The organism is Demequina soli, assembly GCF_000971195.1.
GTDB lineage: Bacteria > Actinomycetota > Actinomycetes > Actinomycetales > Demequinaceae > Demequina > Demequina soli.
Genome location: NZ_BBLZ01000001.1, coordinates 380,753 through 405,788 on the forward strand (window position 1 = coordinate 380,753; position 25,036 = coordinate 405,788).

General features: G+C 70.6%; 22 protein-coding genes. 4 read left to right on the forward strand and 18 right to left on the reverse strand.

The genetic code is table 11. The features are described from left to right. Position 1: 1 nt before the first annotated feature. From AOM04_RS01810 to AOM04_RS01865, 13 genes are all read right to left on the reverse strand, one after another. Positions 2 to 856 carry a carbohydrate ABC transporter permease gene (locus AOM04_RS01810; protein WP_082104282.1) on the reverse strand — a complete coding sequence of 285 codons (855 nt, stop codon included), beginning with the start codon at positions 854 to 856 and terminating at the stop codon, positions 2 to 4. Next, positions 853 to 1,785 carry a carbohydrate ABC transporter permease gene (locus AOM04_RS01815; protein WP_062461374.1) on the reverse strand — a complete coding sequence of 311 codons (933 nt, stop codon included), beginning with the start codon at positions 1,783 to 1,785 and terminating at the stop codon, positions 853 to 855. Before AOM04_RS01815 ends, AOM04_RS01810 begins: the two co-directional genes overlap by 4 nt. Positions 1,786 to 1,861: 76 nt before the next feature. Beyond that, positions 1,862 to 3,199 carry an ABC transporter substrate-binding protein gene (locus AOM04_RS01820; protein WP_062461377.1) on the reverse strand — a complete coding sequence of 446 codons (1,338 nt, stop codon included), beginning with the start codon at positions 3,197 to 3,199 and terminating at the stop codon, positions 1,862 to 1,864. Positions 3,200 to 3,420: 221 nt separating this feature from the next. After that, the gene (locus AOM04_RS01825) at positions 3,421 to 4,437 is read right to left on the reverse strand and encodes a LacI family DNA-binding transcriptional regulator (RefSeq protein ID WP_062462316.1); all 1,017 of its coding nucleotides are present in this window, start codon (positions 4,435 to 4,437) and stop codon (positions 3,421 to 3,423) included. A 260-nt stretch (positions 4,438 to 4,697) separates the two neighbouring features. Next, positions 4,698 to 5,525, reverse strand: coding sequence for a pyruvate formate-lyase-activating protein (gene pflA / locus AOM04_RS01830; protein ID WP_062461380.1), 828 nt, complete (start codon positions 5,523 to 5,525; stop codon positions 4,698 to 4,700). Positions 5,526 to 5,615: 90 nt separating this feature from the next. Then, entirely contained in the window at positions 5,616 to 7,898 is a 2,283-nt protein-coding gene (gene pflB, locus AOM04_RS01835) for a formate C-acetyltransferase (protein ID WP_062461383.1), read from the reverse strand. Positions 7,899 to 8,044: 146 nt separating this feature from the next. Then, entirely contained in the window at positions 8,045 to 8,473 is a 429-nt protein-coding gene (locus tag AOM04_RS01840; protein WP_062461388.1) for a pilus assembly protein TadG-related protein, read from the reverse strand. Continuing rightward, on the reverse strand, positions 8,470 to 8,928 hold the full coding sequence (locus tag AOM04_RS01845) for a hypothetical protein (protein ID WP_062461391.1): 459 nt from the start codon (positions 8,926 to 8,928) through the stop codon (positions 8,470 to 8,472). The genes AOM04_RS01840 and AOM04_RS01845 overlap by 4 nt, the downstream gene beginning before the upstream one ends. After that, on the reverse strand, positions 8,921 to 9,304 hold the full coding sequence (locus tag AOM04_RS01850; RefSeq protein WP_082104283.1) for a TadE/TadG family type IV pilus assembly protein: 384 nt from the start codon (positions 9,302 to 9,304) through the stop codon (positions 8,921 to 8,923). Before AOM04_RS01850 ends, AOM04_RS01845 begins: the two co-directional genes overlap by 8 nt. Beyond that, a complete protein-coding gene (locus AOM04_RS14745; protein WP_169816394.1) occupies positions 9,282 to 9,443 on the reverse strand; it encodes a hypothetical protein in 162 nt (53 codons plus the stop codon). Before AOM04_RS14745 ends, AOM04_RS01850 begins: the two co-directional genes overlap by 23 nt. Positions 9,444 to 9,457: 14 nt before the next feature. After that, positions 9,458 to 10,345, reverse strand: coding sequence for a type II secretion system F family protein (locus AOM04_RS01855; RefSeq protein WP_062461396.1), 888 nt, complete (start codon positions 10,343 to 10,345; stop codon positions 9,458 to 9,460). After that, complete coding sequence (locus AOM04_RS01860) at positions 10,342 to 11,199, reverse strand: type II secretion system F family protein (protein WP_062461399.1); 858 nt, start codon at positions 11,197 to 11,199, stop codon at positions 10,342 to 10,344. The genes AOM04_RS01855 and AOM04_RS01860 overlap by 4 nt, the downstream gene beginning before the upstream one ends. Before the next feature lies 1 nt (position 11,200). Continuing rightward, positions 11,201 to 12,427, reverse strand: coding sequence for a TadA family conjugal transfer-associated ATPase (locus AOM04_RS01865; RefSeq protein ID WP_062461402.1), 1,227 nt, complete (start codon positions 12,425 to 12,427; stop codon positions 11,201 to 11,203). 115 nt (positions 12,428 to 12,542) lie between these two features. Here AOM04_RS01865 and AOM04_RS01870 point away from each other — a divergent pair, with 115 nt between their 5' ends. From AOM04_RS01870 to AOM04_RS01885, 4 genes are all read left to right on the forward strand, one after another. Further along, the gene (locus AOM04_RS01870; protein ID WP_062461404.1) at positions 12,543 to 13,223 is read left to right on the forward strand and encodes an SOS response-associated peptidase; all 681 of its coding nucleotides are present in this window, start codon (positions 12,543 to 12,545) and stop codon (positions 13,221 to 13,223) included. A gap of 219 nt (positions 13,224 to 13,442) precedes the next feature. After that, positions 13,443 to 14,156, forward strand: a complete 714-nt coding sequence (locus tag AOM04_RS01875; protein WP_062461407.1) for a LytR/AlgR family response regulator transcription factor — start codon at positions 13,443 to 13,445, stop codon at positions 14,154 to 14,156. Next, positions 14,153 to 15,463, forward strand: coding sequence for a sensor histidine kinase (locus AOM04_RS01880; protein ID WP_062461410.1), 1,311 nt, complete (start codon positions 14,153 to 14,155; stop codon positions 15,461 to 15,463). Before AOM04_RS01875 ends, AOM04_RS01880 begins: the two co-directional genes overlap by 4 nt. Before the next feature lie 25 nt (positions 15,464 to 15,488). Continuing rightward, positions 15,489 to 16,793, forward strand: coding sequence for an alpha/beta hydrolase-fold protein (locus tag AOM04_RS01885; protein ID WP_062461413.1), 1,305 nt, complete (start codon positions 15,489 to 15,491; stop codon positions 16,791 to 16,793). A 64-nt stretch (positions 16,794 to 16,857) separates the two neighbouring features. Here the strand turns inward: AOM04_RS01885 and AOM04_RS01890 are convergent, their stop codons facing one another. The 5 genes from AOM04_RS01890 to AOM04_RS01910 all read right to left on the reverse strand — a co-directional run bounded on the left by AOM04_RS01890 (position 16,858) and on the right by AOM04_RS01910 (position 24,978). Beyond that, the gene (locus AOM04_RS01890) at positions 16,858 to 17,877 is read right to left on the reverse strand and encodes a glycosyltransferase family 2 protein (protein WP_062461416.1); all 1,020 of its coding nucleotides are present in this window, start codon (positions 17,875 to 17,877) and stop codon (positions 16,858 to 16,860) included. Between the two features lie 10 nt (positions 17,878 to 17,887). Next, positions 17,888 to 18,628 carry a GtrA family protein gene (locus AOM04_RS01895; RefSeq protein ID WP_228373585.1) on the reverse strand — a complete coding sequence of 247 codons (741 nt, stop codon included), beginning with the start codon at positions 18,626 to 18,628 and terminating at the stop codon, positions 17,888 to 17,890. Between the two features lie 22 nt (positions 18,629 to 18,650). Beyond that, entirely contained in the window at positions 18,651 to 21,089 is a 2,439-nt protein-coding gene (locus AOM04_RS01900; RefSeq protein ID WP_062461419.1) for a glycoside hydrolase family 3 C-terminal domain-containing protein, read from the reverse strand. Positions 21,090 to 21,375: 286 nt separating this feature from the next. Beyond that, positions 21,376 to 24,360, reverse strand: a complete 2,985-nt coding sequence (locus tag AOM04_RS01905; RefSeq protein WP_062461422.1) for a glycoside hydrolase family 3 C-terminal domain-containing protein — start codon at positions 24,358 to 24,360, stop codon at positions 21,376 to 21,378. 201 nt (positions 24,361 to 24,561) lie between these two features. Next, positions 24,562 to 24,978, reverse strand: a complete 417-nt coding sequence (locus AOM04_RS01910; protein ID WP_062461425.1) for a hypothetical protein — start codon at positions 24,976 to 24,978, stop codon at positions 24,562 to 24,564. Positions 24,979 to 25,036: the final 58 nt, after the last annotated feature.

Sequence of the window (25,036 nt, forward strand, 5' to 3'; positions counted from 1 at the left end):
GTCACCCCTTGACTGCGCCGGAGGTCATTCCGGCGACGATCTGACGGTTGAAGAAGATGTACATGATGAGCATCGGGACGGTGATCAGGAGGATGTCCATGAACAGGAGGTTCCACGACGTCGAGAACTGCCCCTGGAAGTTGTAGAGGGTGACCTGGACGGTCGCGCCCTTGTCTCCGGGCAGGAAGTACAGCGGGTTCTGAAAGTCGTTGAACACTGTGACGGACTGCACCACGATCACGGTGACGATCACCGAACGCAGCAGTGGGAAGATCACCTTGAAGAAGAGCCGCACGGGCCCGGCACCGTCCATGGTGGCCGCCTCGTCCAGCTCGCGCGGGATGGTGGAGACGAAGGCGCGGAACATGAGGATGCAGAACGCCATCCCGAACGCGACCTCGATGAGGATCAGGCCGTGGAGCGTCTTGTAGATCCCGAGGCCCTGCATGACCCAGATGGTGGGCACCACGGCCGGCGGGACGATGAGGCCCGCGAGCACGAGGAAGTTGATGAGCGGGTTCCAGCGGCTCTTGCGGCGCTGGAGGACGTAGCCCACCATCGCCGACACCACGACCATGATGGTGACCGACCCGACTGTGAGGATGGTCGAGTTGATGAACGCGGTGATGAGGATGTAGTCGCGCGACTGCACCACCTCGACCAGATTCTCGACGAACGCCCATTCCGTGGGCCACGAGAACTCGAGCAGGGACGCCTCGGCGCGGGTCTTGGACGCCGTCACGAAGATGAAGGCGAACGGCACCAGGAAGACGACCGCGGTGACGATGATGCCGGCGAGGCCGCCAAGGCGGGAGTAGGTGCGGTTGAGCTTCGACGTCTGAACAGCGGTGCTCACTGGTCGACCTCCTTGCGGTTGAGGAACCAGAAGAGCGGGATGATGATCGCCGCCACGAGGACGAAGAGGACCACGTTGCCGGCGGTGGAGAGACCATAGAAGCCCGCCTGATACTGCTTGTAGACCACGGACGCGAGCACGTCCGAGCTGAATCCGGGACCGCCCTTCGTCATGGTCCAGATGAGATCGAAGGACCTCAGGCCGCCGATGAGCGACAGGATGATCACGGTGGTGGTCGCCGGACGCATGAGCGGAAGGGTCACGTGCCAGAAGCGGTGCCAGGCGTTCGCGCCATCGACCTTCGCGGCCTCGAAGTACTCCTGGGGGATCGCGACGATTCCGGCGATGTAGATCAGCGTGGCGAGGCCGACGCCGCGCCACACGTCGACGAAGGCGACGGAGAAGAGCGCAAGGTCGGGATCGGTGAGCCAGCCCGGCCCCTCGACACCGAAGACGGCGAGGACCTTGTTGATGAGGCCATCGAACGGGTCCATGAGCACGGAGAACGTCACGCCGACGCCCACCGCGGACACCAGCACGGGGAAGAAGACCACGCTGCGCAGATACCCGCGCGCGATGATCTGGCTCGACAGGAACACCGCGAGCAGCAGGCCGAGCACGACCTTCGCCCCCGACGTGAACGTCGCGTAGAAGAGCGTGTTGAGCAGGCTCTCGAACAGATACGGCTCGGCGAAGAACGTCTTGAAGTTCTCGAGTCCGATGAACTCGGAGTCGAAGATGGTCCAGCGCGTCAGTGCGAAGTAGAACGAGGCGAACGTCGGGATGACGAAGAGCGCGCCGTAGATCACGCCGGCCGGCGCGTAGAACCACATCGGGTAGGTGCTGCGCTTGCGGGCCTTCCGGGTGCGGTCCGGCGCGTCGATCGAGGCAGGGGCTTCCTGCGTGCGTGCGTGAAGTGTGTCAGTCATGAGAGGGCTCCGCTCGCCCTCCGGGCCCCGGCCGTGGCCGGGACCCGGAGGTGTGCTGATGGGTGTGGCGTGGGGCTTACCAGCCCTCGAGGCCCAGCTGCTGAGCCTGCTTCTTGACGTCCTCGTCGTAGAGGGCCGCGCCGTCCTGAGCGGAGCGGATCCCGGAGCCGACCTCGACCATGATGTTCTCGAGGGCAGGGCCCTTGACCGGCGAAAGGAACTCGAGCGCGGGGCCGGTGTTGCCCGCGTCGAAGTAGGGGAGCATGTCCGCGACCATCTGCGGAACGTCGTCCGGCAGGGTGCAGCCGTCCACGAAGTACGGACCCTGTGCGCCCACGGCCTCGGTCTGGACCTCGCACGCCTCGGGGGTGGCGACCCAGTTGAGGAAGTCCTTGGCTGCGTCGGAATGCTCGCTCGTCGCGGGGATGTAGTAACCGGGCGAGAGCCAGGTGGTAAGCGGGCTGTCACCCGAGCTGCCGGGGATGGCGAACAGGCCGACGTCGTTGAGGTTGTCGGGGTTGTTGGCCTGGAGCTCGGAGAAGGCGAACGTCAGCATCGGGTAGTGCGCACCCTCGCCCGTCGCGACCATGCGCATGCCGTCTGCCAGGCTCGCGGACGCGAAGTCCTTGTTGAGGTAGCCGGCGTCGGCGACGTCCTGGAGGTGCTGGAAGCCGTCGATGGCGGGCGAGCCGTCGGCGTACTTCGCCTCGTTCGCGGTGTACTTGTCGGCCCACTCCGGGTCCGCTGCGAGAACATTGGCGAAGTCGCCCAGCACGAACAGCTGCGACGTCCAGGTCTCGCCATAAGTCTGGACGACAGGTGCGGCGTCGGACTTCTCGGCGATCGCCGCGTTGTTGGCCATGAACTCGTCCCACGTGGTCGGGACCTCGAGGCCCAGCTCCTCGTACAGCGGGATGTTGTACAGGATGCCGCCGCCCATCGCTGTACCTGCGGGAATGCCGTAGACCCCGCCGTCGGCGGTGACGCCGGCCTTGAAGGTGTCGGAGACGGCCGCCATGTTCGCGATGTCGTCGAGCGGGAGCAGCGTCTGCGACGGTGCGAGCGCCTGGAAGAGCGAGCCGGTGTTGTAGACGAAGAGGTCCGCCATGTCACCGGTCTGCAGACGGGTCTTAACGATGTTGTCGCCCTCGGTGCCGCCCGGTCGCTGCTCGATCTCGAAGGTCACGTTCGGGTGCGCCTCGGTGTACGCCGCGGTCAGGGCTTCGGCGATGCCGACGGTGACCTCCGCGTTGTCGACCAGGAAAGACAGCTCGACAGGCTCAGCGGAGCCGTCGCTGCCAGCAGAGCCGCTCGATGACGGCGAGCTGCCGGTCGAGCATGCGGCGAGCCCGAGCGCGGAGGCCGCGAGCAGGGCGGGCACAGCGAAGGTGCGCCCGTGAAGAGTGAAAGGCATCGTTGTCCTCCTCCTTGGTCAGCGAGGCCCCAATGCCTTGCCGATGAACGGATTCAATCATAAGTCATGCGGGTTTGGCCAGCCTGAATGTAACGGTTCAGCATCGCGTCACCGTCACGAGGCCGCCTCGGTGCGCCGTCCAGCCGTCGGCCGCCTCGCAGGTGCGCCCGCGAGGCGGGACACGACGCCCGGCACATGGCAGTGCCCGCTCGCAGTCGGCGCTAGCGCGCAGCGCCGCTGCTGGCTCGCACCGTCAGCTCCGGGGCGAGTCGATACTGCTGGTGCACGTGCGGTGCATCGGCGGTCGCCCTCTCCTCGTCGAGCAGGAGCCTGAGCGCCTCGGTCGCGATGGTCGTGCGAGGCTGGGCGATCGACGTCAGCGCCACGCTCGCGGTCTTCGCATAGTCGATGTCGTCGTACCCCACGAGCGCAACATCGCCGGGCACGTCGATGCCGGCGCCCTGGAACTCCGCGAGGATCCCTAGTGCGACAAGGTCGTTGGCGGCGAAGATGCCGTCGGGCCGGTCACGGGCGTCGAGCGCCGCGATACGACTGCCGACGGCGCGCCCCTGATCCACCGTCAGGTCCGGCACCTCGAAGACGCTCAACAAGGCGCCGGGCGCCTCGTCGACCGCGCGAGAGACCCCCGCAAGGCGATCTGTGACCTGCGTGATCGGCCCACCCACGAACGCGAGCCGACGCCGGCCCCGCTCGAGCAGGTGGGAGGCGGCGAGGTATCCGCCGGCCGTACCGTCGAGCGAGACGGAGCAGAACTGCTCGGCCCCCGCATGCTCATCGAGCAGGACGATCGGCATCCCGCGTCGCTGCGCCGCCACCAAGCCCGGCGTCACTCCATGGACGGGCGCGACGATGAGGCCGCGCGCACGCGACTCCTCGAACATGGTCAACAGCCGCGCCTCGAGTTCGGGGTCCTGATCGCTGCTCGCGATCACCAACGGCGAGCCCTCCGGCTGCGCGAGCTCCTGCACGACATGAGCGACATCCGCGAAGAAAGGATTGCCCACGTTGAGCACGAGCATGCCGATCGTGTCGGATCTCCCGCCGCGAAGCTGCCTCGCATGGGAGTTCGGCACGAAGCCCAGCTCACCGATCGCGCGCTGCACGCGCGCGACGTTCTCCGGGCTCACCGTCGAGAGGCCGTTGACGACGTTCGACACGGTGCCCATGGACACGCCCGCGCGCTCCGCCACCTCACGGACGCCGACTTTGCGACCCATCAGCCCCTCCCCAATCCGCAGCACTGCACGAGGTCCCGCCGTGCGTGTGCCGTCGACATCGACGGCAACGGTGGGACAAGCCCGGCTCAGGACGTGCACGATGCTACACGGAGAATGAACGCTTTCATTCAAACCCGGACCTCCGTGTCGAACGTGCGCGTTCGCCATGGATGAAGCCGGCGCCGCGCAGGCGCACGCGCGGGATCGGCGCCAATGCGAAACTTCGGCCGACCGCCCGGCCGGCCGGCCCGCGCATCGTCCTACATCACGGTGATGCCGCGGCTCGCGAACTGCCCCCTCACCCGGTCGAGCAGCTCGTGCGACGGCGTGGGCGTGTCCTCGAGCAGGTACGGCTCCCCCGTCGCGGCCCACTTGTCGCGGCCCAGCTGGTGGAACGGCAGCACCTCGACGCGGGCAACGCCGTCCAGCGTCTCCACGAAGGACGCGACCGCGTCGACGTTCTCGACCGCGTCGGTGAGGCCCGGCACCAGCACGAACCGGATCCACATGGTGCGCCCCTGGTCCGAGAGCCTGCGCGCGAAGTCCAGGGTCGGCTGCAGCGGGCGACCCGTGACGCGCGTGTAGGTCTCGGGGATGCCGGACTTGATGTCGAGCAGCACCAGGTCGATCGACGTCAGGTCCTCGTCGGACAGGCGCGCGCCGAGCAGGCCCGCGGTGTCGAGCGCGGTGTGGATGCCCCGCTCCTGGCAGCGGCGGAAGATCTCCATGACGAACTTGGCCTGCAGCAGCGGCTCGCCGCCGGAGATGGTGATGCCGCCGCCGGAGACCTTGAGGACCTTCTCGTAGCGCTCGACCTTCTCCATCACCTCGTCGACGGTGTGGCGCTTGCCGTCGCGCATGCGCCACGTGTCGGGGTTCTGGCAGAACTGGCACCGCATCCCGCAGCCGGCGAGGAACAGCGCCATGCGGGTGCCGGGGCCGTCGGCGCCCGTGACGAGATCCCACGAGTGGACCGACCCGGACGTGTGGTCGACGATGCGCTCGGCGGCGGCCATCTCCTCGTCCGCGATCTCCATGGGAGGGGACGCGAGAAGCGGCACGGGAACGGGGTGGCTGGTGTCGGACATGGGGGACCTCCTGAAGCCGATGATAGAGAGAGCGGCGCCCCGCCCCCGGAGGGGCGAGGCGCCGCTGAGGGTCCTGTCCGCGCTGAGCTGCTACAGCCCGGCGTGGAACGTGCGGGAGAGCACGTCGAGCTGCTGCTCGCGGGTCAGACGGACGAAGTTCACGGCGTAGCCGGACACGCGGATGGTGAGCTGCGGGTACTTCTCCGGGTGCTCCATCGCGTCCTCGAGGACCTCACGGTTGAGGACGTTGATGTTCACGTGGAACCCGTTCGACACGTTGTACGCGTCGAGGATGCCCACCAGGTTCTTCACCTGGTCCTCGCGGGTGCGGCCGAGGCCGGACGGGACGATGGACGTGGTCAGCGAGATGCCGTCCTGCGCCTCCGCGTAGGGCAGCTTCGCGACGGAGAGGGCCGAGGCCATCACGCCGTGCACGTCGCGGCCGTTCATCGGGTTGGCGCCCGGCGCGAACGGCTCGCCCGAGCGGCGGCCGTCCGGGGTGTTGCCGGTGTGCTTGCCGTACACCACGTTGGACGTGATGGTGAGGACCGACTGCGTGTGCTGCGCGTTGCGGTACGTCGGCTGCTGGCGGATCTTCTCCATGAAGCGGCCCACGAGCGCGACGGCGATCTCGTCGACGCGGTCGTCGTCGTTGCCGTAGCAGGGGAACTCGCCGTCGATCTCGTAGTCCACGGCGAGGCCGGACTCGTCGCGCACGGGGCGGACGGTCGCGTACTTGATGGCCGACAGCGAGTCCGCCGCGACCGACAGGCCGGCGATGCCGCAGGCCATGGTGCGGAGGATGGTGCGGTCGTGCAGCGCCATCTCGATGCGCTCGTACGCGTACTTGTCGTGCATGTAGTGGATGCAGTTGAGGGCGTCCACGTAGGTCTCGGCGAGCCAGTCGAGCAGCGTGTCGTAGGCCTCGAGCACGGTGTCGAAGTCGAGGACCTCGTCCAGGATCGGGGCCGACACCGGCGCGACCTGCTTGCCGGAGATCTCGTCGCGGCCGCCGTTGATCGCGTACAGCAGCGACTTGGCGAGGTTGACGCGGGCGCCGAAGAACTGCATCTGCTTGCCGACGGCCATCGCGGACACGCAGCACGCGATCGCGGTGTCGTCGCCGTAGCAGGGGCGGATCAGCTCGTCGGACTCGTACTGGATCGCGGACGTGTCGATCGACACCTTCGCGCAGTAGTCCTTGAAGCCCTGGGGCAGCTTGTCCGACCAGAACACGGTCAGGTTCGGCTCGGGGGCCGGGCCGAGGTTGTACAGCGTCTGCAGGTAGCGGAACGAGGTGCGGGTCACCAGCGGGCGGCCGTCCTCGCCGATGCCGCCGATGGTCTCGGTGACCCACGTCGGGTCGCCGGAGAACAGGGCGTCGTACTCGGGGGTGCGGAGGAAGCGGACGATGCGGAGCTTGATGACGAAGTCGTCGATGATCTCCTGAGCCTGCTCCTCGGTGAGGGTGCCCTCGGCGATGTCGCGCTCGAGGTACACGTCGACGAAGGTCGAGGTGCGGCCGAGCGACATGGCGGCGCCGTTCTGCTCCTTCACCGCGGCGAGGTACGCGAAGTACAGCCACTGGACGGCCTCGCGGCCGTTGGTCGCGGGGCCGGAGATGTCGAAGCCGTACGAGGCGGCCATCTCCTTGAGCTCCTTGAGCGCCTTGATCTGCTCGGAGTTCTCCTCGCGGTCGCGGATGATGTCCTCGGTCGAGCGCTCCATGTCGAGCTCCATGCGCTCGAGCTTCTTGCCCGCGATGAGGGCGTCGACGCCGTACAGCGCGACGCGGCGGTAGTCGCCGATGATGCGGCCGCGGCCGTAGGCGTCCGGGAGGCCCGTGACGATGTGCGAGCTGCGGGCCGCACGGACGTTCGGCGGGTACGCGTCGAAGACGCCGTCGTTGTGGGTCTTGCGGTACTTGGAGAAGATCTCCTCGAGCTCCGGCTTGACCGGGTACCCGTAGGTCTCGAGCTCCTTCACCACCATGCGCCAGCCGCCGTACGGCATGATCGCGCGCTTGAGCGGCGCATCGGTCTGGAGGCCGACGATGACCTCGTTGTCCTTGTCGATGTAACCCGGCGCGTGCGCCGTGATGGTGGCGGGGTGCTCGAAGTCGACGTCGTAGACGCCCTTCTCGCGCTCCTCGGGGAACATCGCGGACAGCTTGTCCCACACGCCCGTGGTACGGGCGGTCGGGCCGGCGAGGAACGTGTCGTCGCCCTCGTACGGGGTGTAGTTGGCCTGGATGAAGTCACGGACGTCGATGCCGTCGCACCAGGCGCCGGCGGAGAAGCCGCGCCACGCCTGCGAGCGGGGGTCTCCCGCGTCGTCCTGGATCGTGGTGCTGTCGACGGCTTCGGTGGTCATGGCCTGTACTCCCTCTCCCTGGGTGAGGCCCTTGTGGGGCCGTGTCTTTGGGGGGCTCGCTCCTGCCGGCTGGCGGTGTGGGGGCACCTCGTGTTTCACCGTACGGGTCGGGCCGATGCTTTGCTTGGGACCAAGTGCCCGCGGACCTAGGGCCCCAGCGCCCTCGCCGACGCGGACGCGCTCAGATCCACCCGACCCGGCAGCCAGGATGCCCCGAACAGGACCGGCGCGTGCAGCGCGACGGTCACCTCCACGGTGGTCCCGTCGGGGGACGATGCGCGGGTCAGCACCGCGCCCGCGAGGCCCTGGCGGCGGGCCGAGACCGCGAGCTGGGCGCGCGCCTCGTCCTCGAGCGTGCCCGCGTCGACGCGGACCGTGCCGGTCGCGTAGTAGGCGTCGACGTCGATGGTGTCGGCGGCCGCGAGCGCGGCCTCGTCCGCGGCGTGGGCCAGGCGGGCCCGCTGGAGCTGAACCTGGGTGATGGACGCGACCGTGACGATCGCGGCGAGGAGGACGGCGACGAGGCCGATCGTCAGGACCATCACCGAGCCCTCGTCGCGGGCGGGCCGGGTCACGGCACGTACCCGTCGACCGGGCTCGCGCCGGTCGCCTCGACCGTGACGCGCGCGGGGATCGCCGCGCGGAGCACCGACGGCAGCCCCGGCAGGGGGACCCGCACGGAGGCGCGAGCCGTGACCGCCGAGCCGGCCGCGAGGCAGGCCCCCTCGCAGCCCAGCTCGATCGCCACGTCGTCGACCCCGAAGTCCGCGGCCGTCACGTCCGCGGCGAGGCCGGCGGCGTCGCGCGCGACCCCCAGGGCCGCCTCGGTCCCGGCGCCGGAGTCGAGCGCGTCGAGCCCCCGCACCACCGCCGCGCGGGCGGCGGCGTAGGCGGCGGCCTCGGCGGCGTACGCGCCGGACTGCACCCGCGTGACCGCGACCACCAGGTAGACGAGCGGCAGCAGCAGGACCAGCGTGAGCGCGACGAACTCGACCGCCGCCGCGCCCGCATCGTCCCTCGCGTCACGCACCGGCGACCTCCCGGATGGCGCGGCCGCTCGCGGACACGTCGCCTCCGTGCCACAGCACGAGCACGGGAGACGGCCCGGTGAGCGTGACGCGCACGCCCGCGAGCCCCGCGACGTCCTCGTCTCCCGCGGTGGCCGCGGCCGTCATGCCGAGCGAGTCCCGGGCGCAGCCGACCGCGCGGGCGAGGCCCGCATCGTCCCCCTGACGCGCGACGGCGGCGACGCGGGCGCCCTCGGACGCGCACGCCGTGAGCGTGGCGCGCACGTGGGCCGCGAGGACCAGCTGCAGGACCGCGAGCGCGACCACGATCACCAGCGAGGCGACGAGCACGAGCTCGACGACCGCGCTGCCCTCGTCAGGCCCCGGTGACCGACTCAAGGGCGGTGGTGAACATGTCGCCCAGCGCCGGGCCCGCGAGGGCCCAGATCGTGGCGACGAGCCCGGCTGTCATCAAGGTGATGAGGACCCAGCCCGGCACGTCGCCGCGGTCGTCCCTCCAGTCGAAGCGTTTCCTCATGCCTTCCCCCTCTCTCAGGCCCCGAGCCTCAATGCGACGAGTCCGGGGAACAACGCGAACAGCACGGTGACGGGCAGAATCAAGAGGACAACAGGTACGAGCATGGCGATCTCACGCTTGCCGCCCTCCTCGAGGAGGTGCTGGCGGCCGCGGTCGCGCACGTCGGTGGCCTGGGAGTGGAGCACCTCCGCGAGCGGGGTGCCGCGCTCGATGGCGGTGACGATCGCGTCGCAGAAGCTCGTGACCACCGGCTCGGCGACGCGCGCCGCGAGCGCGTCGAGCGCGCGGCCGACGGTGCCGCCGGCGCGGATGTCGGCGAGCGCGAGGCGCAGCTCGTCGCCGAGCGGCCCGGGCGCGAGCGCCGCGACCCGGTCGAGCGCGGCCGGCACCGACTCCCCCGCCACGACGGCCAGCGCGAGCATCTCGGCGGCCGCCGGCAGCTCCGCGCGGATGCGGGCCGCACGTGCGGCGGCCCGGCGGGCGAGCAGCAGGTCGGGCGCGGTGGCGCCGGCCGCCGCGCCGCACACCGCGACGAGGAGCACCACCACGGGGCCCGTGCCGCGCACGGACGCGAGCAGCGCGCCCACCGCGAGCCCCGCGGCGAGACCGGCCGCACCCCCGGCCACGCCCTGCGCGCGGTGGCGCGCGACCGTGCCCTCGAGCCCGGCGCGGGCGAGGCGCCGCTCGACCTCCTCGGCGGGCGCGCCCCACCGCGCGATCAGGCGCGACGCGTCGGCGACGAGCGGCGCGACGATGCGGGCGAGCGGACCCCGCTCGACGGCGACGGCACCGCCGCGAAGCCGGGGCGCGAGCCGTCGCTCCAGGGAGAATCGCCGCTCGCGCGCCCACGACCACACGAGGGCGAGGCCGGCCGCGAGCGCGAGGCAGATGAGGGCGGTCATCTCAGCACCCTCTCCTCGACCGGCAGCCGCCCGAGCGTGCGCATGAGCCGGTAGGCGCCTGCGCATGCGGCCGCGCCGCCGACGAGGACGGCGACACCCGCGGCGGTATCGAAGGCCTCGAGCCCGCCGGGGCGGGTGGCGAGGAGCGCGAGCAGGACCCACGGCGCGGCGACGGCGAGCCGGGCGGCGTTGACGGTCCAGGACTGGCGGGCCTCGAGCTCACCCCGGACCCGCGCATCGTCCCGCAGGAAGCGCGCGAGGGCGCGCAGGACGGAGCCCACCTCGGTGCCGCCGACGTCGCGGGCGAGGCGCACGGACTCGACGATGCGGTCGGCGACGGGGTCCGCGAGCGCGGCCTTGAGCCGATCGAGGCACGCGCCGAACGCTCCGGTGGCGCGATAGTCCTCCGCGAAGCCGCGGAAGGCGGGACGGAGCGGCTCGGGTCCGCGCTCGCCGAGGGCCGCGAGGGCCTCCGGGAGGGCGAGCCCGGCACGGATGCCGGAGGCGAGGGCGTCGACGGCCTCGGGCCAGGCGGTGCGCAGCGCGGCGCGACGGGATCGCGCACGCGACGCGACCAAGGCGTACGGGCCGTAGGCGGCCCCGCACGCGACGATGCCCGCGACGGCGAGCGAACGGGTGACGGACCACGAGATCACCAGCGCGGCGAGCCCGGCGCCGAGCGCGGCCGCCCCGAATGCGGTCGCGTTCACCCCCTGGATCCCCGCCTGGACGAGCCGGTCCTCGAAGTCGACGGCGCGCGAGCGGCGCTCGCGGGTGCGCGGCGGCGCCTCCCAGCACGCGAGCCACACGAGCAGCAGCCCGGTCCCCAGCAGGAGCCCGAGCGCCGCGTCCATGTCAGGCCGCCAGGATCTCGGCGAGGGGGAGCCCGAGCCCGGTGAACCGCTCCGGGTGGGGCGGGAAGCCGCCTCCCCTGACGAGCGCGCCGTCGCGGGTGGTGAAGATCTCGGCCAGCTCGATCACGCCGGACTCGACGCGGCCGGACACGCCCGCGATCTCGCGCACGCGGCGCCGGCCGTCGGCCTCGAGGCCCAGGTGGACCACCAGGTCCACGGCGGAGGCGACGGCGGGGACCACGAAACGGTCGGACACGTTGTCACCGGCGAGCAGTGGCAGCGTGCACATCTTGGCGAGGGCGTCGCGGGCGGAGTTGGCGTGGATGGTGCACAGCCCCGGAAGTCCGGCGTTGAGGCCGATCAACAGGTCCAGCGCCTCCGCCTCGCGCACCTCCCCGACCACGATCCGGTCGGGACGCATCCGCAGCGCCTCCTTGACGAGGCGCCGCAGGGAGATCTCGCCCGTGCCCTCGAGCGAGGCCTGGCGGCATTGGAGCGCGACCACGTCTCTCACCGGCAGCGCGAGCTCGAAGACCTCCTCGCACGTGATCACCCGCTCGCGCGAGGGGATCGCGCCGGCGAGCGCCCCGAGAGTGGTGGTCTTGCCCGCCTGGGTACCGCCCGACACGAGGATGGTGAGCCCGGCCCGGACGGCGGCCGCGAGGAAGCGCGCGGCCGCGTGGGTGAGGGTGCCGAGCGCGACGAGGTCATCGACGTCGGTGGCGCGGGCGATGTACTTGCGGATGTTGACGGCCCAGTGGCGGCGCGTGACGTCCGGGATGGCGACGTGGAGGCGCTCCCCGCCGGGCAGCGCGGCATCGACGAACGGCGAGCTCAGGTCGAGTCGCCTGCCCGCGAGCGCGAGCATCCGCTCCACGAGCGAGCGCACCTCCTCGGCGGTCAGCAGGATGCTGGTGAGCTCGCTCGCGCCCTTGCGGGCCACGTAGACCTCGTGCGGGGCGTTGATCCAGATCTCCTCGATCTCGGGATCGTCGAGCAGCGGCTGCAGCGGGCCGAGTCCCGCCACCGCGTCGGTGACGGTGCGGGCGAGCGCGGCACGGTCCGCGACGGGGGCGTCGCCGCCGAGGAGGGCGCGCTCGTCCCACTCGTCGATGACGGCCGCCACGAGCAGCTCGACGGCGCGCGCGTCCCGCGTCGGGTCCACACCCGTGTCACGGATCCGCGCGCGCACATCGTCCTCGATGCGCGCCTGCGCCTCTCCCCCCATGGCGGCGACGCTAGCGCGAAACGGACAATTAGGACAAGGGGTGTGGATATCGAAAGGTGCTGGCAGGCGGCCCAAACGGGGTCCCGCACGGCCCTGGCGTGCCTACGCTGGCCCCATGTGCGGCCGCTACGCGAACTTCCTCACCGAGCAGGAGCTCATCGACGCGTTCGAGGTGGCGGTGGTCGCGGACGATGCGCGGCTCGCCCCGCGCTACAACATCGGGCCGATGCAGGACACGTCGATCGTGGTCGCGCGCAAGGAGGCGGGCCGCTCGCTCGAGCGCACCCGGTGGGGGCTCGTGCCGTCGTGGGCGAAGGATCCCGCGATCGGCTCCAAGATGTTCAACGCGCGCGCCGAGACGGTCGCGGAGAAGCCGTCGTTCCGCTCCGCCTTCGCGAAGCGGCGCTGCCTGGTCCCGGCGAGCGGCTACTACGAGTGGCGCACCGTCGACGGCGTGAAGACCCCGTACTTCATCCACACCGAGGACGGGGCGCCGCTCGCGTTCGGCGGCCTGTTCGAGTTCTGGAAGGACAAGGCCCTGGGGGACGATGCGCCGTGGCTCGCGACGTGCGCGATCGTCACCACCGCGTCGCGGGGGGACATGCAGGAGATCCACGATCGGCAGCCGGTGATGCTGATGCCCGAGGAGGCCGACGCGTGGCTGGACCCCGCGTCATCCCGGGACGACCTGTTCGCCGCCATCGCGGCGCCCGCACCCGACCTGACGTGGCACGAGGTCGGTCGCGAGGTCGGCAACATCCACAACCAGGGGGAGCAGCTGGTCCTGCCGATCTGACGCCGTCGGCGCAGAACGTGCGGCGAGGGCGTCAGAACGTGCGGACGGCGCGCATCGCCCCTCGCAGATCGATAGCCTGACCATCCTGCCCCGGGGCGCCACCCCCGGCGACTCGATGACGCAAGGACGCCTCATGCACCTCCGGACCGCCCGTTCGTCCCGGGGTGCCTCCATCACGCCGTTTTACACTGGTCCAGCAGTCGAACGGCAGGGAGCACAGTGATCAGGATCGGGATCGTCGAGGACGACGCGACCTACCGCGACACCCTCATGGCGCATCTGGCCAGGTACGGCGAGGAGCACGCCCTCGAGCTCGACATCCGCGACTTCCCGGACGGCAAGGCCGCGGTGCAGGACTACCGCCCGCAGTACGACCTGCTCTTCCTCGACGTCGAGATGCCCGGGATGGACGGCTTCGAGGCCGCCCACCGGATCCGCGAGGTCGACTCCGACGTCATCATCATCTTCGTCACCAACATGGGTCAGTTCGCCATCCGCGGCTACGAGGTCGACGCCCTCAGCTACCTGCTCAAGCCCGTGCCCTACTTCGCGTTCGCGCAGGAGCTCACCCGCTCGCTCGCGCGGCTGCGCAAGCGCGAGAGCCGCAGCGTGGTCATCACCGTCAACAACACGGTCATCCGGCTCGACCCGGCGGACATCGTCTACATCGAGTCCGTGAAGCACCGCATCACCATCCACTCGCTCGACCGCGAGTACACGTTCTCGGGCACGCTCAAGGCGCTCGAGGACGAGCTCGGCGCCCTGGGCTTCTTCCGCTCGAACAACTGCTACCTGGTCAACCTGCGCCACGTACGTCGGTTCGAGGACGGCGCGAGCGTGATGGTCGGCGGCGACGCCCTCCAGGTCAGCCGCCCCCGCAAGAAGGCGTTCCTCGACGCCCTCGCCGCGCACATGGACGGCCAGCGCGCGTGATCAACCAGCCCCTCGAGGAGATGCCTCGACTGCTGCCCGCGCTCGCGGAGTGGTCCACCTGCCTGCTCTACATCTCGATGGTGCCGCGCCGCCTCAAGGGCCCGGCCCTGGGCGCGGCGCTGGCGGTGGGGCTCGGCGTCATCATCGGCGTGCAGGAGCTCACGGGCGCGCTGCCGCTCGGGCTGTGGTCGCTCGGCATGACGCTCGCGGCCTTCAGCATGTTCCTGCTGATCTGGGCGTGCACCGACACGAACGCGAAGGCGGCGGGCGACCTGCTCGCGCGCGCCTTCGTGCTCGCCGAGCTCTCGGCGTCGCTCGCGTGGCAGCTCGACCAGCACTTCTTCGTCACCGGCGTCTGGACCGGCGTGCGGGTGCTCTCGCTGATCCTGCTGGGCGGGGCGTGCCTGGGCGCCGCGTGGCTGGTCGAGCGCCGCAACTTCCCTGCCGGCGTGCGGCTCGAGATCGACGGCCGCACGCTCGCGGCGACGCTGTCGATCGCCGTCGTGACGTTCCTGCTGTCCAACCTCAGCTTCGTGAACGAGGACACGCCCTTCAGCGGGCGCGACGGCCGCGAGATCTTCTACATCCGCACGCTCGTCGACCTCGCGGGCTTCATCGCCCTCTACGCGATGCGCGGCCAGCGGCTTCACCTCCAGCGGGCCATCGAGGTCCAGTCGATGAACTCGCTGCTGCACCACCAGCATCAGCAGTACCTGCGGTCACGCGAGGAGCGCGAGGCCGTCAACGCGCGCTATCACGACCTCAAGAACTACATCACGGCGATCCGCGGCGAGACGGACGCCACCGCGCGCTCCTCGATGGTCGACCAGCTCGAGGAGTCGATCCGCGGCTACGGGGCGGCGGCCATCGACACCGGCAACGCCGTGGTGGACACCGTGCTCGCGAGCAAGATGGCCCAGGCGGACGTCCACGGCATCACCGTCACCAGCGTCGTCGAGGGAACGGTGGTGGACTTCATGGACGTGATGGACGTCGTGACGGTCTTCGGCAACGCGCTCGACAACGCGATCGAGGCGACCGCGCAGGTGAGGGACCGCGAGCGGCGGCTCATCCGAGTCGCCGTGTACCGCCAGGGCCACTTCGCGATCCTGCGCTTCGAGAACTGGTTCGGCGGCGAGCTCAGCCTGGTCGACGGGCTGCCGGCGACCACCAAGGACGATGCGCAGCACCACGGCTACGGCCTCAAGAACATCCGTCAGGCCGCGGAGCGCTACGACGGCACCATGGCGGTCGAGTCCGCCGATGGGTGGTTCGTGCTGCGCATGCTCATCCCGCTGCCGGTCTGACGCGGCGCGACCGGAGGAGGCTGACATGAGGGCGACCCGACGCGCGCGCGTCCTCGCGGCCACGGCCACCGCCGGACTGGCGCTCGGCGGCTGCGCGGGCGACGCATCGTCCCGCTCCCCCGTCCTCGACGGGCCCGAGGTGGTCGCGTCCGGCTCCTCGCCCACCGGGTACGAGGTGACCTTCCGGCTCGCCGCGCCGGACGCCGACCAGGTGTGGCTCGCCGGGGACCTGTACCTCACCACGCCGGACCTGCTGGGGGTCGCGGGGGCGTCCCGCTCGTGGCTCGGCGACGGCTGGACGCCCGGCGACGTCCCCACCCTGCCCCTCGCGGAAGACCTCGCACCGCTCACGCGCGGCGACGACGGGGTGTGGGAGCTCACCGCCGCTGTCCCCGCGGGCCTGTGGAACTACGGCTTCGTCACGCGGGAGTGCACGCTCGTCCTCGTCTGCGAGGTGACGGCGGACCCCGCCAACCCCGCACCGCTCGCGACCGACCCGGACGAGGCGCAGCAGTGGTCCCGGCTGTTCGTGCCGGTCGACCCCGCGCATCCGACGTACGACGCCGCCGACCAGCTGCCCGCCGCCCCCGCGGAGCGCGGCACCGTCGAGGCGCGCACCTACGCATCCGCGCTGTCGGTCGACCCCGCCGGGCGTCACGCGCTCGGCGTGTACCTGCCCGCGGGGTTCGACCCGGACCGCGAGGAGCCCTATCCGCTCCTCGTGCTCTCGCACGGCGCCTACGACGACGAGACGGCGTGGTGGATCAAGGGCGGGGCCGCGGAGCAGCTCGACCATGCGATCGCGACGGGCGAGATCCCGCCCGTGGTCGCGATCACCACCGACTTCTCGGGCCTGTCGGCGGACGGCATGGAGGACCCGGCGTTCTTCGACCTGTATGCACGGGAGCTGGTCGACAGCGTCCTGCCGTACGCGGAGTCGCACCTCCATGCGACGGCCGACCCGGCGCTGCGCGCCTTCGCGGGCCTGTCGATGGGCGGGCGCCTCGCCGAGCACCTGATGCTCACGCGCGCCGACCTGTTCGACGCGTACGGCATGTGGTCGATGCCCGCGGCGGTCGCACCGCACGGCGCCGCCGAGGACCTCACCGACGCGGAGCTCGCGACCGCCGCCACCGCGCGCGCCGTGCACCTGGGCACCGGCGCCCAGGACCCGCTCACCGCGGGCGCCGGGTCCTTCGAGGCCCTCGCCGCGCGCTATCGGGAGGCCGGCCTCACCGCGACGACCCTCGAGACGGAAGGCGACCACTCCTGGTGGGTGTGGCGCCGGATGCTCGGCGACTTCCTCGCGACCACGGCGTTCGCGTCGTGACAGGACAGCGCCCCCGTGCCGGGCAGGGCACGGGGGCGGACGGGGCGCGGGAGGCGCGCCCGCGTCAGTTGAGCGCGAGCGCCCAGGACGCGCCGCGGTAGGCGGCGACGGCGGCCTTGCGGCCGGGCTTGCCGGGCAGGTGGACGATGCGCCCCAGCGCCCCGCGCTTGAGCCGGCGGTAGACCTCCGGGTCGTCGTAGCGCAGCTCGCGCCACAGCTCGACCTTGCGGGCGAAGTCCTCGTCGCGGCCCGACCGCAGCAGCATGGTGGACGAGATCACGCAGACCACCTGCAGGTGGTGCAGCAGGTAGGCGTACAGGGCCGGCGGCACGTCGTAGGGGCTGACCTCGACGTCCATGAGCAGCCGGTTGACCTTGAGCTGCTGGTCGATGCGGCGGATCATCACGGCCTCGTTGACCGACTGGTCGGGACGGCCGATGAAGTACCGGTAGAGGTCGACGTCGAGGTAGTACATCGTCTCGACGTGCAGCAGCGGCTGGTAGACGTACAGGTTGTCCACATAGAAGGTGTGCTCGGGAAGCCGCAGCCCGGACTCGCGCAGCAGGTCGGTGCGGTACACGAGCGAGTGCATCATGAGGAACTGCCCGGTGCGGAACTTCCCGACCTCGTCCCAGCCGAACACCCTCTCGCGGGGCAGCACGTTGCGGTAGCGCACCGCCCGCTTGTACCGCCGCCCGACCTTCTCGTAGACGAAGTTGGACAGCACCAGGTCGATCGGGCGCTCGGCGGCGACGAAGCCGCGGAGCGTGTCGAGCAGCGCCGCGAACGCGCGTCCGTCGACCCAGTCGTCCGCGTCGACCACCTTGAGGTAGCGGCCGCGGGCGACGTCGATGCCGACGTTGATGGTCGAGCCGTGCCCGCCGTTGGGCTTGTGCATCGCGCGGACGATGCCGGGGTGGGCCGCCTCGTAGCGGTCCGCCATGGCGGCGGTGCCGTCGGTCGAGCCGTCGTCCACGATGAGGATCTCGAGGTCCTCCGCGCCGATCAGCAGCGAGTCGACGCAACGCTCCAGCCATCCCTCCGCGTTGTACGACGGGACGACCACCGTGAGGGTGGGGTGCATGACGGCTCCTTTACCGTTCCCGGCCGCCGTCCCGCGTCGCGTCGACACCCGCTCCCTCGAGCTCGGTGGCCGCGGCGGGGACCGGCGTGGTGCCGGTCGAGCCATCGTGAGCGGCCACGATACCGCCCTGCTGAGCGTCCTCGAGACCTGCCTGGTCCTCGTCGGGAACGCGCTTGAAGATGATCTTGAAGATCGGGAAGAACACCCAGAACGAGATGGCCGAGTTGATCACCATGACGAGGACGTCGGCGATGGTCTGGCCCGTGGAGCCCCAGTCGAGCGTGTTCATGAAGAAGTCGTACAGCGGCGCCTTGTAGAAGCCCTGCGCGGCGGCGGCGACGAACGTGATCGCGATGTACGCGATGACGTACCAGAACGCTGCCCTCCAGGCCGAGGTGTTCGACTTGAACGTCACGTTGCGCTGGAGGAAGAAGTTGATGATCTGCGCGATCGCGAGCGTGATCTGCACCGACAGGAAGTACGACAGGCCGCCGCCACCGCCGTCGGAGATCGCGCCGGCCGCGTAGTCGAACATGAAGTACTGCGAGCCGTCGACGTTGGAGCCGACCGGGAGCACCTGGAAGGCCGTGTCGAGCAGCTGGGTGGTGTCGAGCCACGCCTTGAGCAGCGGCATCAGCAGGAGCTGGAGCGCCGTCACAGCGTTGGAGAACACGAAGAACATGAGGAACTGCGCCGTTCCGGGGCGCTTCTCCTCGAAGCGCTGCCACGCGCGCACGATGGGCTTGAACATGAGTGGTGGATCCTTGGTCGGTTCAGGCCTGCGCGGCGGCGGGCTCGGGGGTGGTCGGGGTGGCGGTGGAGGCGAGGTCGGCGGCGAGGCGCTTGGACTCGCGCGCGTTGCGCACGAAGCCCGACACGATCCCGCCGATGCCGCGCAGGTGCCGGCCGTTGACGAGCGTGACGATCGAGTCGACCATCTCGGTGGACATCGCGCCGTTGGTCATCTTGGCCATTGCCCGGAAGGGCATGTTGTACAGGAAGTAGAGGTTGAGGTCGGGCTTGCCCTTGCGCTCCGAGCGAGCGATGAGCGACCGCAGCGCGCGGGCCGCGACGCGCGCCAGCGGGCTGCGCGCCTCGTGCATCGCGAGCAGCGGCGAGTTGGCGTCGAGGTCCACGCGTCCGGCGGTGGGGCGCGGCAGCGCCCGGCCCAGCAGCGCCGCGAACTCGGCGTCGTCGACGTCCGTGACGGTCGCCGCGTAGTAGGACGGCAGCTCCGCGCGCCGGTCGATCGTGGTCGGGTCCCCCGCGACACGCAGGGTCGCGCTGCCGCGGATGTCCTCGACGGACGCCCCCACCGCGACCTCGTACTCGCCCGCCTCGACGCTCCACGCGCCGCGCGCGACGCTGTAGTGCCGGAACGTGGACCCGTCGAACGGGACGGTGACGGTGGCCCGCTCCCCCGGCTCGAGCGCGACCTTCCGGAAGCCCTTGAGCTCGCGGACGGGACGGTGCACGCCGTTGGAGACGCGCCCGACGTACACCTGGGCGACCTCGGCGCCCGCCACCGGGCCGGTGTTCTCGACCGTGAAGGTGACGCCAGCATCGTCCACCGTCACGTCGCCGTAGGCGAACGTGGTGTAGCTGAGACCGAAGCCGAACGGGAAGCGCACGGGGATGCCGGCCGACGTGTAGTAGCGGTAGCCGACGTACAGGCCCTCGCGGTACTCGGCGACCTCGGCGCGGCCCGGGTAGTAGGCGTGGCTCGGGTTGTCCTCGAGCGCGATCGGGTAGGTCTCGGCGAGGCGCCCCGACGGGTTGACGGCGCCGGTGAGGACGTTGACGGTCGCCTCCGCGCCCGCCTGGCCGCCCAGGTAGCCGTGGAGGATCGCGCGCGCGTCGTCGATCCAGTCCATCTCGACCACGGAGCCCGCGGAGAGCACCACGACGATGCGGTCGGTGGCCTGGCGCACGCGGTTGAGCAGCTCGACCTGGTTGAGCGGCAGCTCGAGGTGGCTGCGGTCGTTGCCCTCGGACTCGCTCGTCTCGTCGAGACCCAGGTACATCAGCACCACGTCGGCCTCGCGCGCCGCGGCGACGGCCTCAGCGGCGAGCGCCTCGTCCGCGCCGCCGTGGCGGCGGAAGCCCTGCGCGTAACGGGTGACCTCGAGGGACGATGCGTCGAGCGCGCCGAGCGCCGTGGTCACCTGCGTGGGGTTGACCAGCGAGGATCCGGCGCCCTGGTAGCGGGGGGTCTCTGCGAAGTCGCCGATGACGGCGACGCGCGTGCCCGCGGCGAGCGGCAGCAGGGCGTCGTCGTTCTTGAGGAGCACGTGGCTGGCCTCGGCGACGCGGCGCGCGAGGACGTGGTGCGCCTCGGCGTCGGCGACGCGGGCGAGCGACGGGTCGATGCGCTCGACGAGCGCGCGCATCTCCGCGACGCGGGCGTCCAGGTCGGCCTCGGACAGTCGACCCTCGGTCACCGCGGCCACCAGCTGGCGAGCGGAGTCCAGACCCGGCGACGGCATCTCGAGCGTGCCGCCCGCGGCCACCGCCGCGACGGCGTCGTTGGAGCCGCCCCAGTCGGACACGACCGCGCCGTCGAATCCCCACTCGTCGCGCAGGATCACCTGGAGGAGGTGGGCGTTCTCGTGGGCGTAGGCGCCGTTGACCTTGTTGTACGAGGACATGATCGCCTGGGGGGCGGCCTCGCGGACCACGATCTCGAAGGCGGACAGGTAGAGCTCGCGCAGCGTGCGCTCGTCGACCACGGAGTCGCTCGCCATGCGGCGGTGCTCCTGGCTGTTCGCGGCGAAGTGCTTGGGGCACGCCGCCACACCCTGCGCCTGGATGCCGCGCACGTAGCCGGCGGCGAGCTTGCCCGACAGGAACGGGTCCTCGGAGAAGTACTCGAAGTTGCGGCCGCACAGCGGGCTGCGCTTGATGTTGAGGCCGGGGCCGAGCACGACATCCACGTCGAGCGCGGCGGCCTCGGCGCCGAGCGCCTCGCCGACCTGGGCGGCGAGGTCGACGTCCCACGAGTTGGCGACGGTCGCGGCGGTCGGGAAGCAGGTCGCGGGCGCCGAGCCGTTGATGCCGAGGTGGTCGCCGGAGCCGAGCTGCTTGCGGATCCCGTGGGGCCCGTCGGAGAGGTTGATCGCGCGGATCCCCGCGCGGGGCACGGCGCGGGTCTCCCACACGCTCGCGCCGCTGAGCAGCGCGGCCTTCTCGAGGAGGGTGAGCTCGTCGGTCATCGTGGTGATTCCTTTCTGGTCCGTCGCGCCCCAGTCCCGGCTTCGTTGTCCGGGCGGCGGACGGGTGAGGCGGGCGGGGTGTCGACGACGACGCTCCCGCGCCCCAGGTGAAGTGCTGTGACTCCATTAAGCAGGAGCCGCGGGGGGACCCCGAGCCCCCTCGCACAACCTGCCCGCGCGGCCGCACGTTCTGTCACGGACCGCTGCGGAGCAGGGCGGATGCACCACCGGGGTGCCCGGACCGTGGAGAACGGTCCGGGCACCCCGGTGCGCATCGTGTGTCGGATCAGCGGGCAGCGACCGCGTCCGTGGTCTCGACGACCACCGACACCTCACGGTGACGGCGCACGCGGCGGACCACCATGAATCCGCCGGCGAGGACCAGCACACCCACGACGCCGGTGGCGGCGATCTGGACGACCACCCAGGTCGGCGGCGTGTAGTCGACGGTCGCGCCCGGGGCGAGGCCGTTCATGGCGTTGGAGTTGGCGACCGTGAACAGGATGTTGTGGGTCGCGTTGCGGATGTCCGTGACCGCCTTGGCCGACGAGGTGTCCTGGAAGGACTTCGACGGCTGGAACGTCAGGGTGAGGTCCGTGCCCGCGCTGATGCCCTGGTTGGGGTTCATGTACGGGTACAGGTTGAAGTCCGTGATCGTGAAGCCCTCGAAGCCCCACTCGTCACGCAGCACGTTGGTCATGAGCGCCTCGGAGCCGCCGGCCCAGGTGGCGCCGATGCGGTTGAAGGAGCTCATGACGCCGCCGAGGCCGATGGTCGTCTCGGAGACGGTGCCCTGGTCGTCGGACAGGTACTTGACGTCCATCGTGACGCCCTTGACGGCCATCTCGAAGGGCTTGAGGTAGACCTCGCGGATGGTCTGCTCGGTCGCGAAGGTGGCCGGGCCGTTGTTGACGCGGTTGGTCTCCTGCTCGTTCATCGCGAAGTGCTTGAGCGTGACGTAGACGCCCTTGGTGGCGACGCCGTTGGCGACGGAGGTCGCCATCGAGCCCGACAGGACCGGGTCCTCCGAGTAGTACTCGAACGCGCGGCCCTCGAAGGGCGAGCGGTGGAGGTTGGCGGCGGGCGCATACCAGCCGTTGATGCCCTTCTGGAGAGCCTCGTTGCCGAGCATGGTGCCCATGGCGTTGCCGAGCTCGACGTCCCACGTCTGCGCGATGAGGACCTCGGACGGGTAGGCCACGCCGTTGATCGACGAGTTGATGAAGGACGAGAAGCCGGCCGGGCCGTCGGGCTCGAGCGTGGTGGGCTTGCCGATCGAGCCGATGGCGGCGGTCTGGTAGGCGCCGTTGAGCAGCATGTCGGTCATCTCGGAGACCGTGAGCGAGTCGAGCAGCTCGTCCCACTTCGGGTCGTCCTTGGCGAGGCCGCGCATGTCGATGAGCGACAGGTCGGACGAGGCGCCGGTGGTGGGCTTGTCGCCCTCGAACGCCGCGGCCGCCGCCTCGGCGTCCCACGCCTCGAAGCGCTTCACGGTGTCCTCGGACGCGGTGAGCTGGTCGCCCGTGGGGGCGGTCGGGAAGGTGCCCGCGAAGTCGGCGCGCGAGAACACCGGGATCTTGCCGGCCTCGCCGGTGGTGGTGAACGCGGCGGAGACGTCGTCGAACTCGTTGGTGACGGCGGACGCGTCGGACGCGCGGTGGTCGTCGCCCGCGTACACCACGTCGGAGTCGACGGTGTAGGTGAAGGGCTCGGTGCCGGCCGCGACGGTGTGCGAGTCGGTCTGGACGGTGAGGTCGTAGTCGCCGGCCTCGAGGACGTACGCCTGGTTCGTCATGTAGTCGTACGACGCCATGTCCTCGACCGCGACCTCCAGGGTGACGGACTCGGACGCGCCGGGCTCGATCATGCCGGTCTTGGCGAAGTCGCCGAGCACCACCTCGGGCTTCTCGATGCCGCCCTTGGTGTACGGCGCGGAGTAGTACAGCTCGACCACGTCGCGGCCCGCGACGTCACCGGTGTTGGTGACCTCGACGGTGACGGCGATGGTGCCGTCGGTCGCGCCGGCCTGGGTGTCGGTGACGTTCCAGGCGAAGTCGGTGTAGCTGAGGCCGTAGCCGAACGGGTAGACCACGGACTTGTCGTAGTCGATGAACCCCTCGGCCGCGGCGGTCTCGTAGTAGCGGTAGCCGAAGTAGATGCCCTCGGCGTAGTTGAAGAACGGCGCGTCCGAGGTGACGGTCGCGTTCGACGTCGCGGACTCCGTCGCGGAGACCGGGTAGGAGGCCTCGATGTTGTCGTAGATGAAGCTGCCGAAGTTGGCGAACGTCGGGTCGGCGGTGAAGTCCGCGGCCCACGTGTCGACGGTGCGGCCCGACGGGTTGACGTCGCCGTCGAGGATGCCGCCCAGGGCGTTGAAGCCGCTGGCGCCGGGCGAGCCGGCGAGGATGATCGAGTCGACGCCCGGGTCGTCCTGGAGGTCGCCCATCTCGAGCGTCGTGGAGGCGTTGACCACCACGACGACCGTGTCGAAGCTCTCCTTCGCGAGCGCGATGAGGTCCTTCTCGTCCTGGTTGAGCTCGAGCTGGTGCTGGCCCTCGATGGCGTTGTCGTCCCACCCGGTCATGTCCGTGGTGAGGTCGCCGCCCTCGCCGCCGGGGCGGCCGATGAAGACGATGCCGGCGTCGCCGTAGTCGGCGAACGTCGAGGCCTGCGCCTCGTACTGGTCGACCGGCAGCTCGCCGATGTTGTAGGTCGAGATGTCGGGCTGGTCCATCTCGATGTGGCCGCGCGTGTTCTCCGCGGCGAACGCCTCGATGGTCGAGTACACCTGGTCGTTGACGCCGAAGCCGGCGTTCTCGAGGCCCGCGCGCGGGGTGACCGCGGAGTTGGTGTCGACCGATCCGGAGCCCGCGCCGCCGAAGACCGGGTCCGCGGCCGCGCGACCGAGCATCGTCACCTGCGCACCGGACGCGAGCGGCAGCGCGCCGCCCTCGTTCTTGGCGAGGACCATGCCTCCGGCGGCGATCTCCTCGACGAGGTCCTTGGCCGCGACGTCGACCGCGTCCATGTCCGCATAGTCGGACTCGTAGTACGAGGTGTCCCAGCCCTCGGACTCGGCCGAGTTGGTGAATGTGTAGGTGCCGTTGCCGAGCTGGGACGCGACCCAACCGCCCGCGATGACGAGAGCCATGTTGGCGACGACGGTCACGATGGTGACCAGCGACAGCACGGGGATCCAGATGGACAGGTACTTCTTGTTGGACATCCGCTTCCTTGCGGGCGCGGCGTCCTTGCGCGGACGGGCGTTCACTTCGTGTCTCCTTGCTTGGCTGAGGGATGGGCGGGGACGGGCGGCATCGCCGTCCTCCGTGCCAGCACGTGCGCGTGACGCGCACGCCCCCACCGCTGGCGGGATGCGTCGTGCCCGTGCCGAGGGCCCGGGGACGCCCGCCGCGGATGCCGCCCCGAGGGGCGGGCCGCGGCGGGCGGTCTCACGACGCGACGGTGCGGATTACTCCGTCACCTCGGTGATGGTGCCGTCCTGGTCGATCTGCCAGGTCTGACCGGTCGCGGCCGAGTCGGCCTCGATCGTGAAGTCGCCACCGTCGATGGTGATGGTGCCCTGCACGCGCGACGAGGCGTCCGACGCCACGTACGGCATGACCATGAGGCCGTACTTGATGGTGGGGGCGGTGACGTCGCTGGCGAGCATGACCTGCGCCCAGTCGTCGTCCGCGAGCGCGTCGAGGACGGTGGTGCGCGCGAGCTCGAGGTCCGCGGCGACGTCGACCGTCGACTGCTCGGTGGCGGCGGTGTCGGCGGACGCGCCAGTGTCGGTGGTGTCGCTCGAGCAGGCGGTGAGGCCGAGCGTGCCGGTGGCGGCGATGAGCAGAGCGAGGCCGGTGGCCTTCAGCTTCGTGGTGATCATGTCTGTTCCTTAACTGTGCGAGCCACGGCGTGATCGCGCGGCCGGGTCGCCCACCGTA

Bases quoted from the DNA above. Each gene is read 5' to 3' on its own strand.
- pflB (WP_062461383.1), bottom strand. From the start codon at position 7,898: ATGACCACCGAAGCCGTCGACAGCACCACGATCCAGGACGACGCGGGA.
- AOM04_RS01910 (WP_062461425.1), bottom strand. From the start codon at position 24,978: ATGATCACCACGAAGCTGAAGGCCACCGGCCTCGCTCTGCTCATCGCC.
- AOM04_RS01825 (WP_062462316.1), bottom strand. From the start codon at position 4,437: ATGGGTCGCAAAGTCGGCGTCCGTGAGGTGGCGGAGCGCGCGGGCGTG.
- pflA (WP_062461380.1), bottom strand. From the start codon at position 5,525: ATGTCCGACACCAGCCACCCCGTTCCCGTGCCGCTTCTCGCGTCCCCT.
- AOM04_RS01855 (WP_062461396.1), bottom strand. From the start codon at position 10,345: ATGACCGCCCTCATCTGCCTCGCGCTCGCGGCCGGCCTCGCCCTCGTG.
- AOM04_RS01890 (WP_062461416.1), bottom strand. From the start codon at position 17,877: ATGCACCCCACCCTCACGGTGGTCGTCCCGTCGTACAACGCGGAGGGA.
- AOM04_RS01870 (WP_062461404.1), top strand. From the start codon at position 12,543: ATGTGCGGCCGCTACGCGAACTTCCTCACCGAGCAGGAGCTCATCGAC.
- AOM04_RS01900 (WP_062461419.1), bottom strand. From the start codon at position 21,089: ATGACCGACGAGCTCACCCTCCTCGAGAAGGCCGCGCTGCTCAGCGGC.
- AOM04_RS01865 (WP_062461402.1), bottom strand. From the start codon at position 12,427: ATGGGGGGAGAGGCGCAGGCGCGCATCGAGGACGATGTGCGCGCGCGG.
- AOM04_RS01860 (WP_062461399.1), bottom strand. From the start codon at position 11,199: ATGGACGCGGCGCTCGGGCTCCTGCTGGGGACCGGGCTGCTGCTCGTG.
- AOM04_RS01815 (WP_062461374.1), bottom strand. From the start codon at position 1,785: ATGACTGACACACTTCACGCACGCACGCAGGAAGCCCCTGCCTCGATC.
- AOM04_RS01885 (WP_062461413.1), top strand. From the start codon at position 15,489: ATGAGGGCGACCCGACGCGCGCGCGTCCTCGCGGCCACGGCCACCGCC.
- AOM04_RS01820 (WP_062461377.1), bottom strand. From the start codon at position 3,199: ATGCCTTTCACTCTTCACGGGCGCACCTTCGCTGTGCCCGCCCTGCTC.
- AOM04_RS01895 (WP_228373585.1), bottom strand. From the start codon at position 18,628: ATGTTCAAGCCCATCGTGCGCGCGTGGCAGCGCTTCGAGGAGAAGCGC.
- AOM04_RS14745 (WP_169816394.1), bottom strand. From the start codon at position 9,443: ATGAGGAAACGCTTCGACTGGAGGGACGACCGCGGCGACGTGCCGGGC.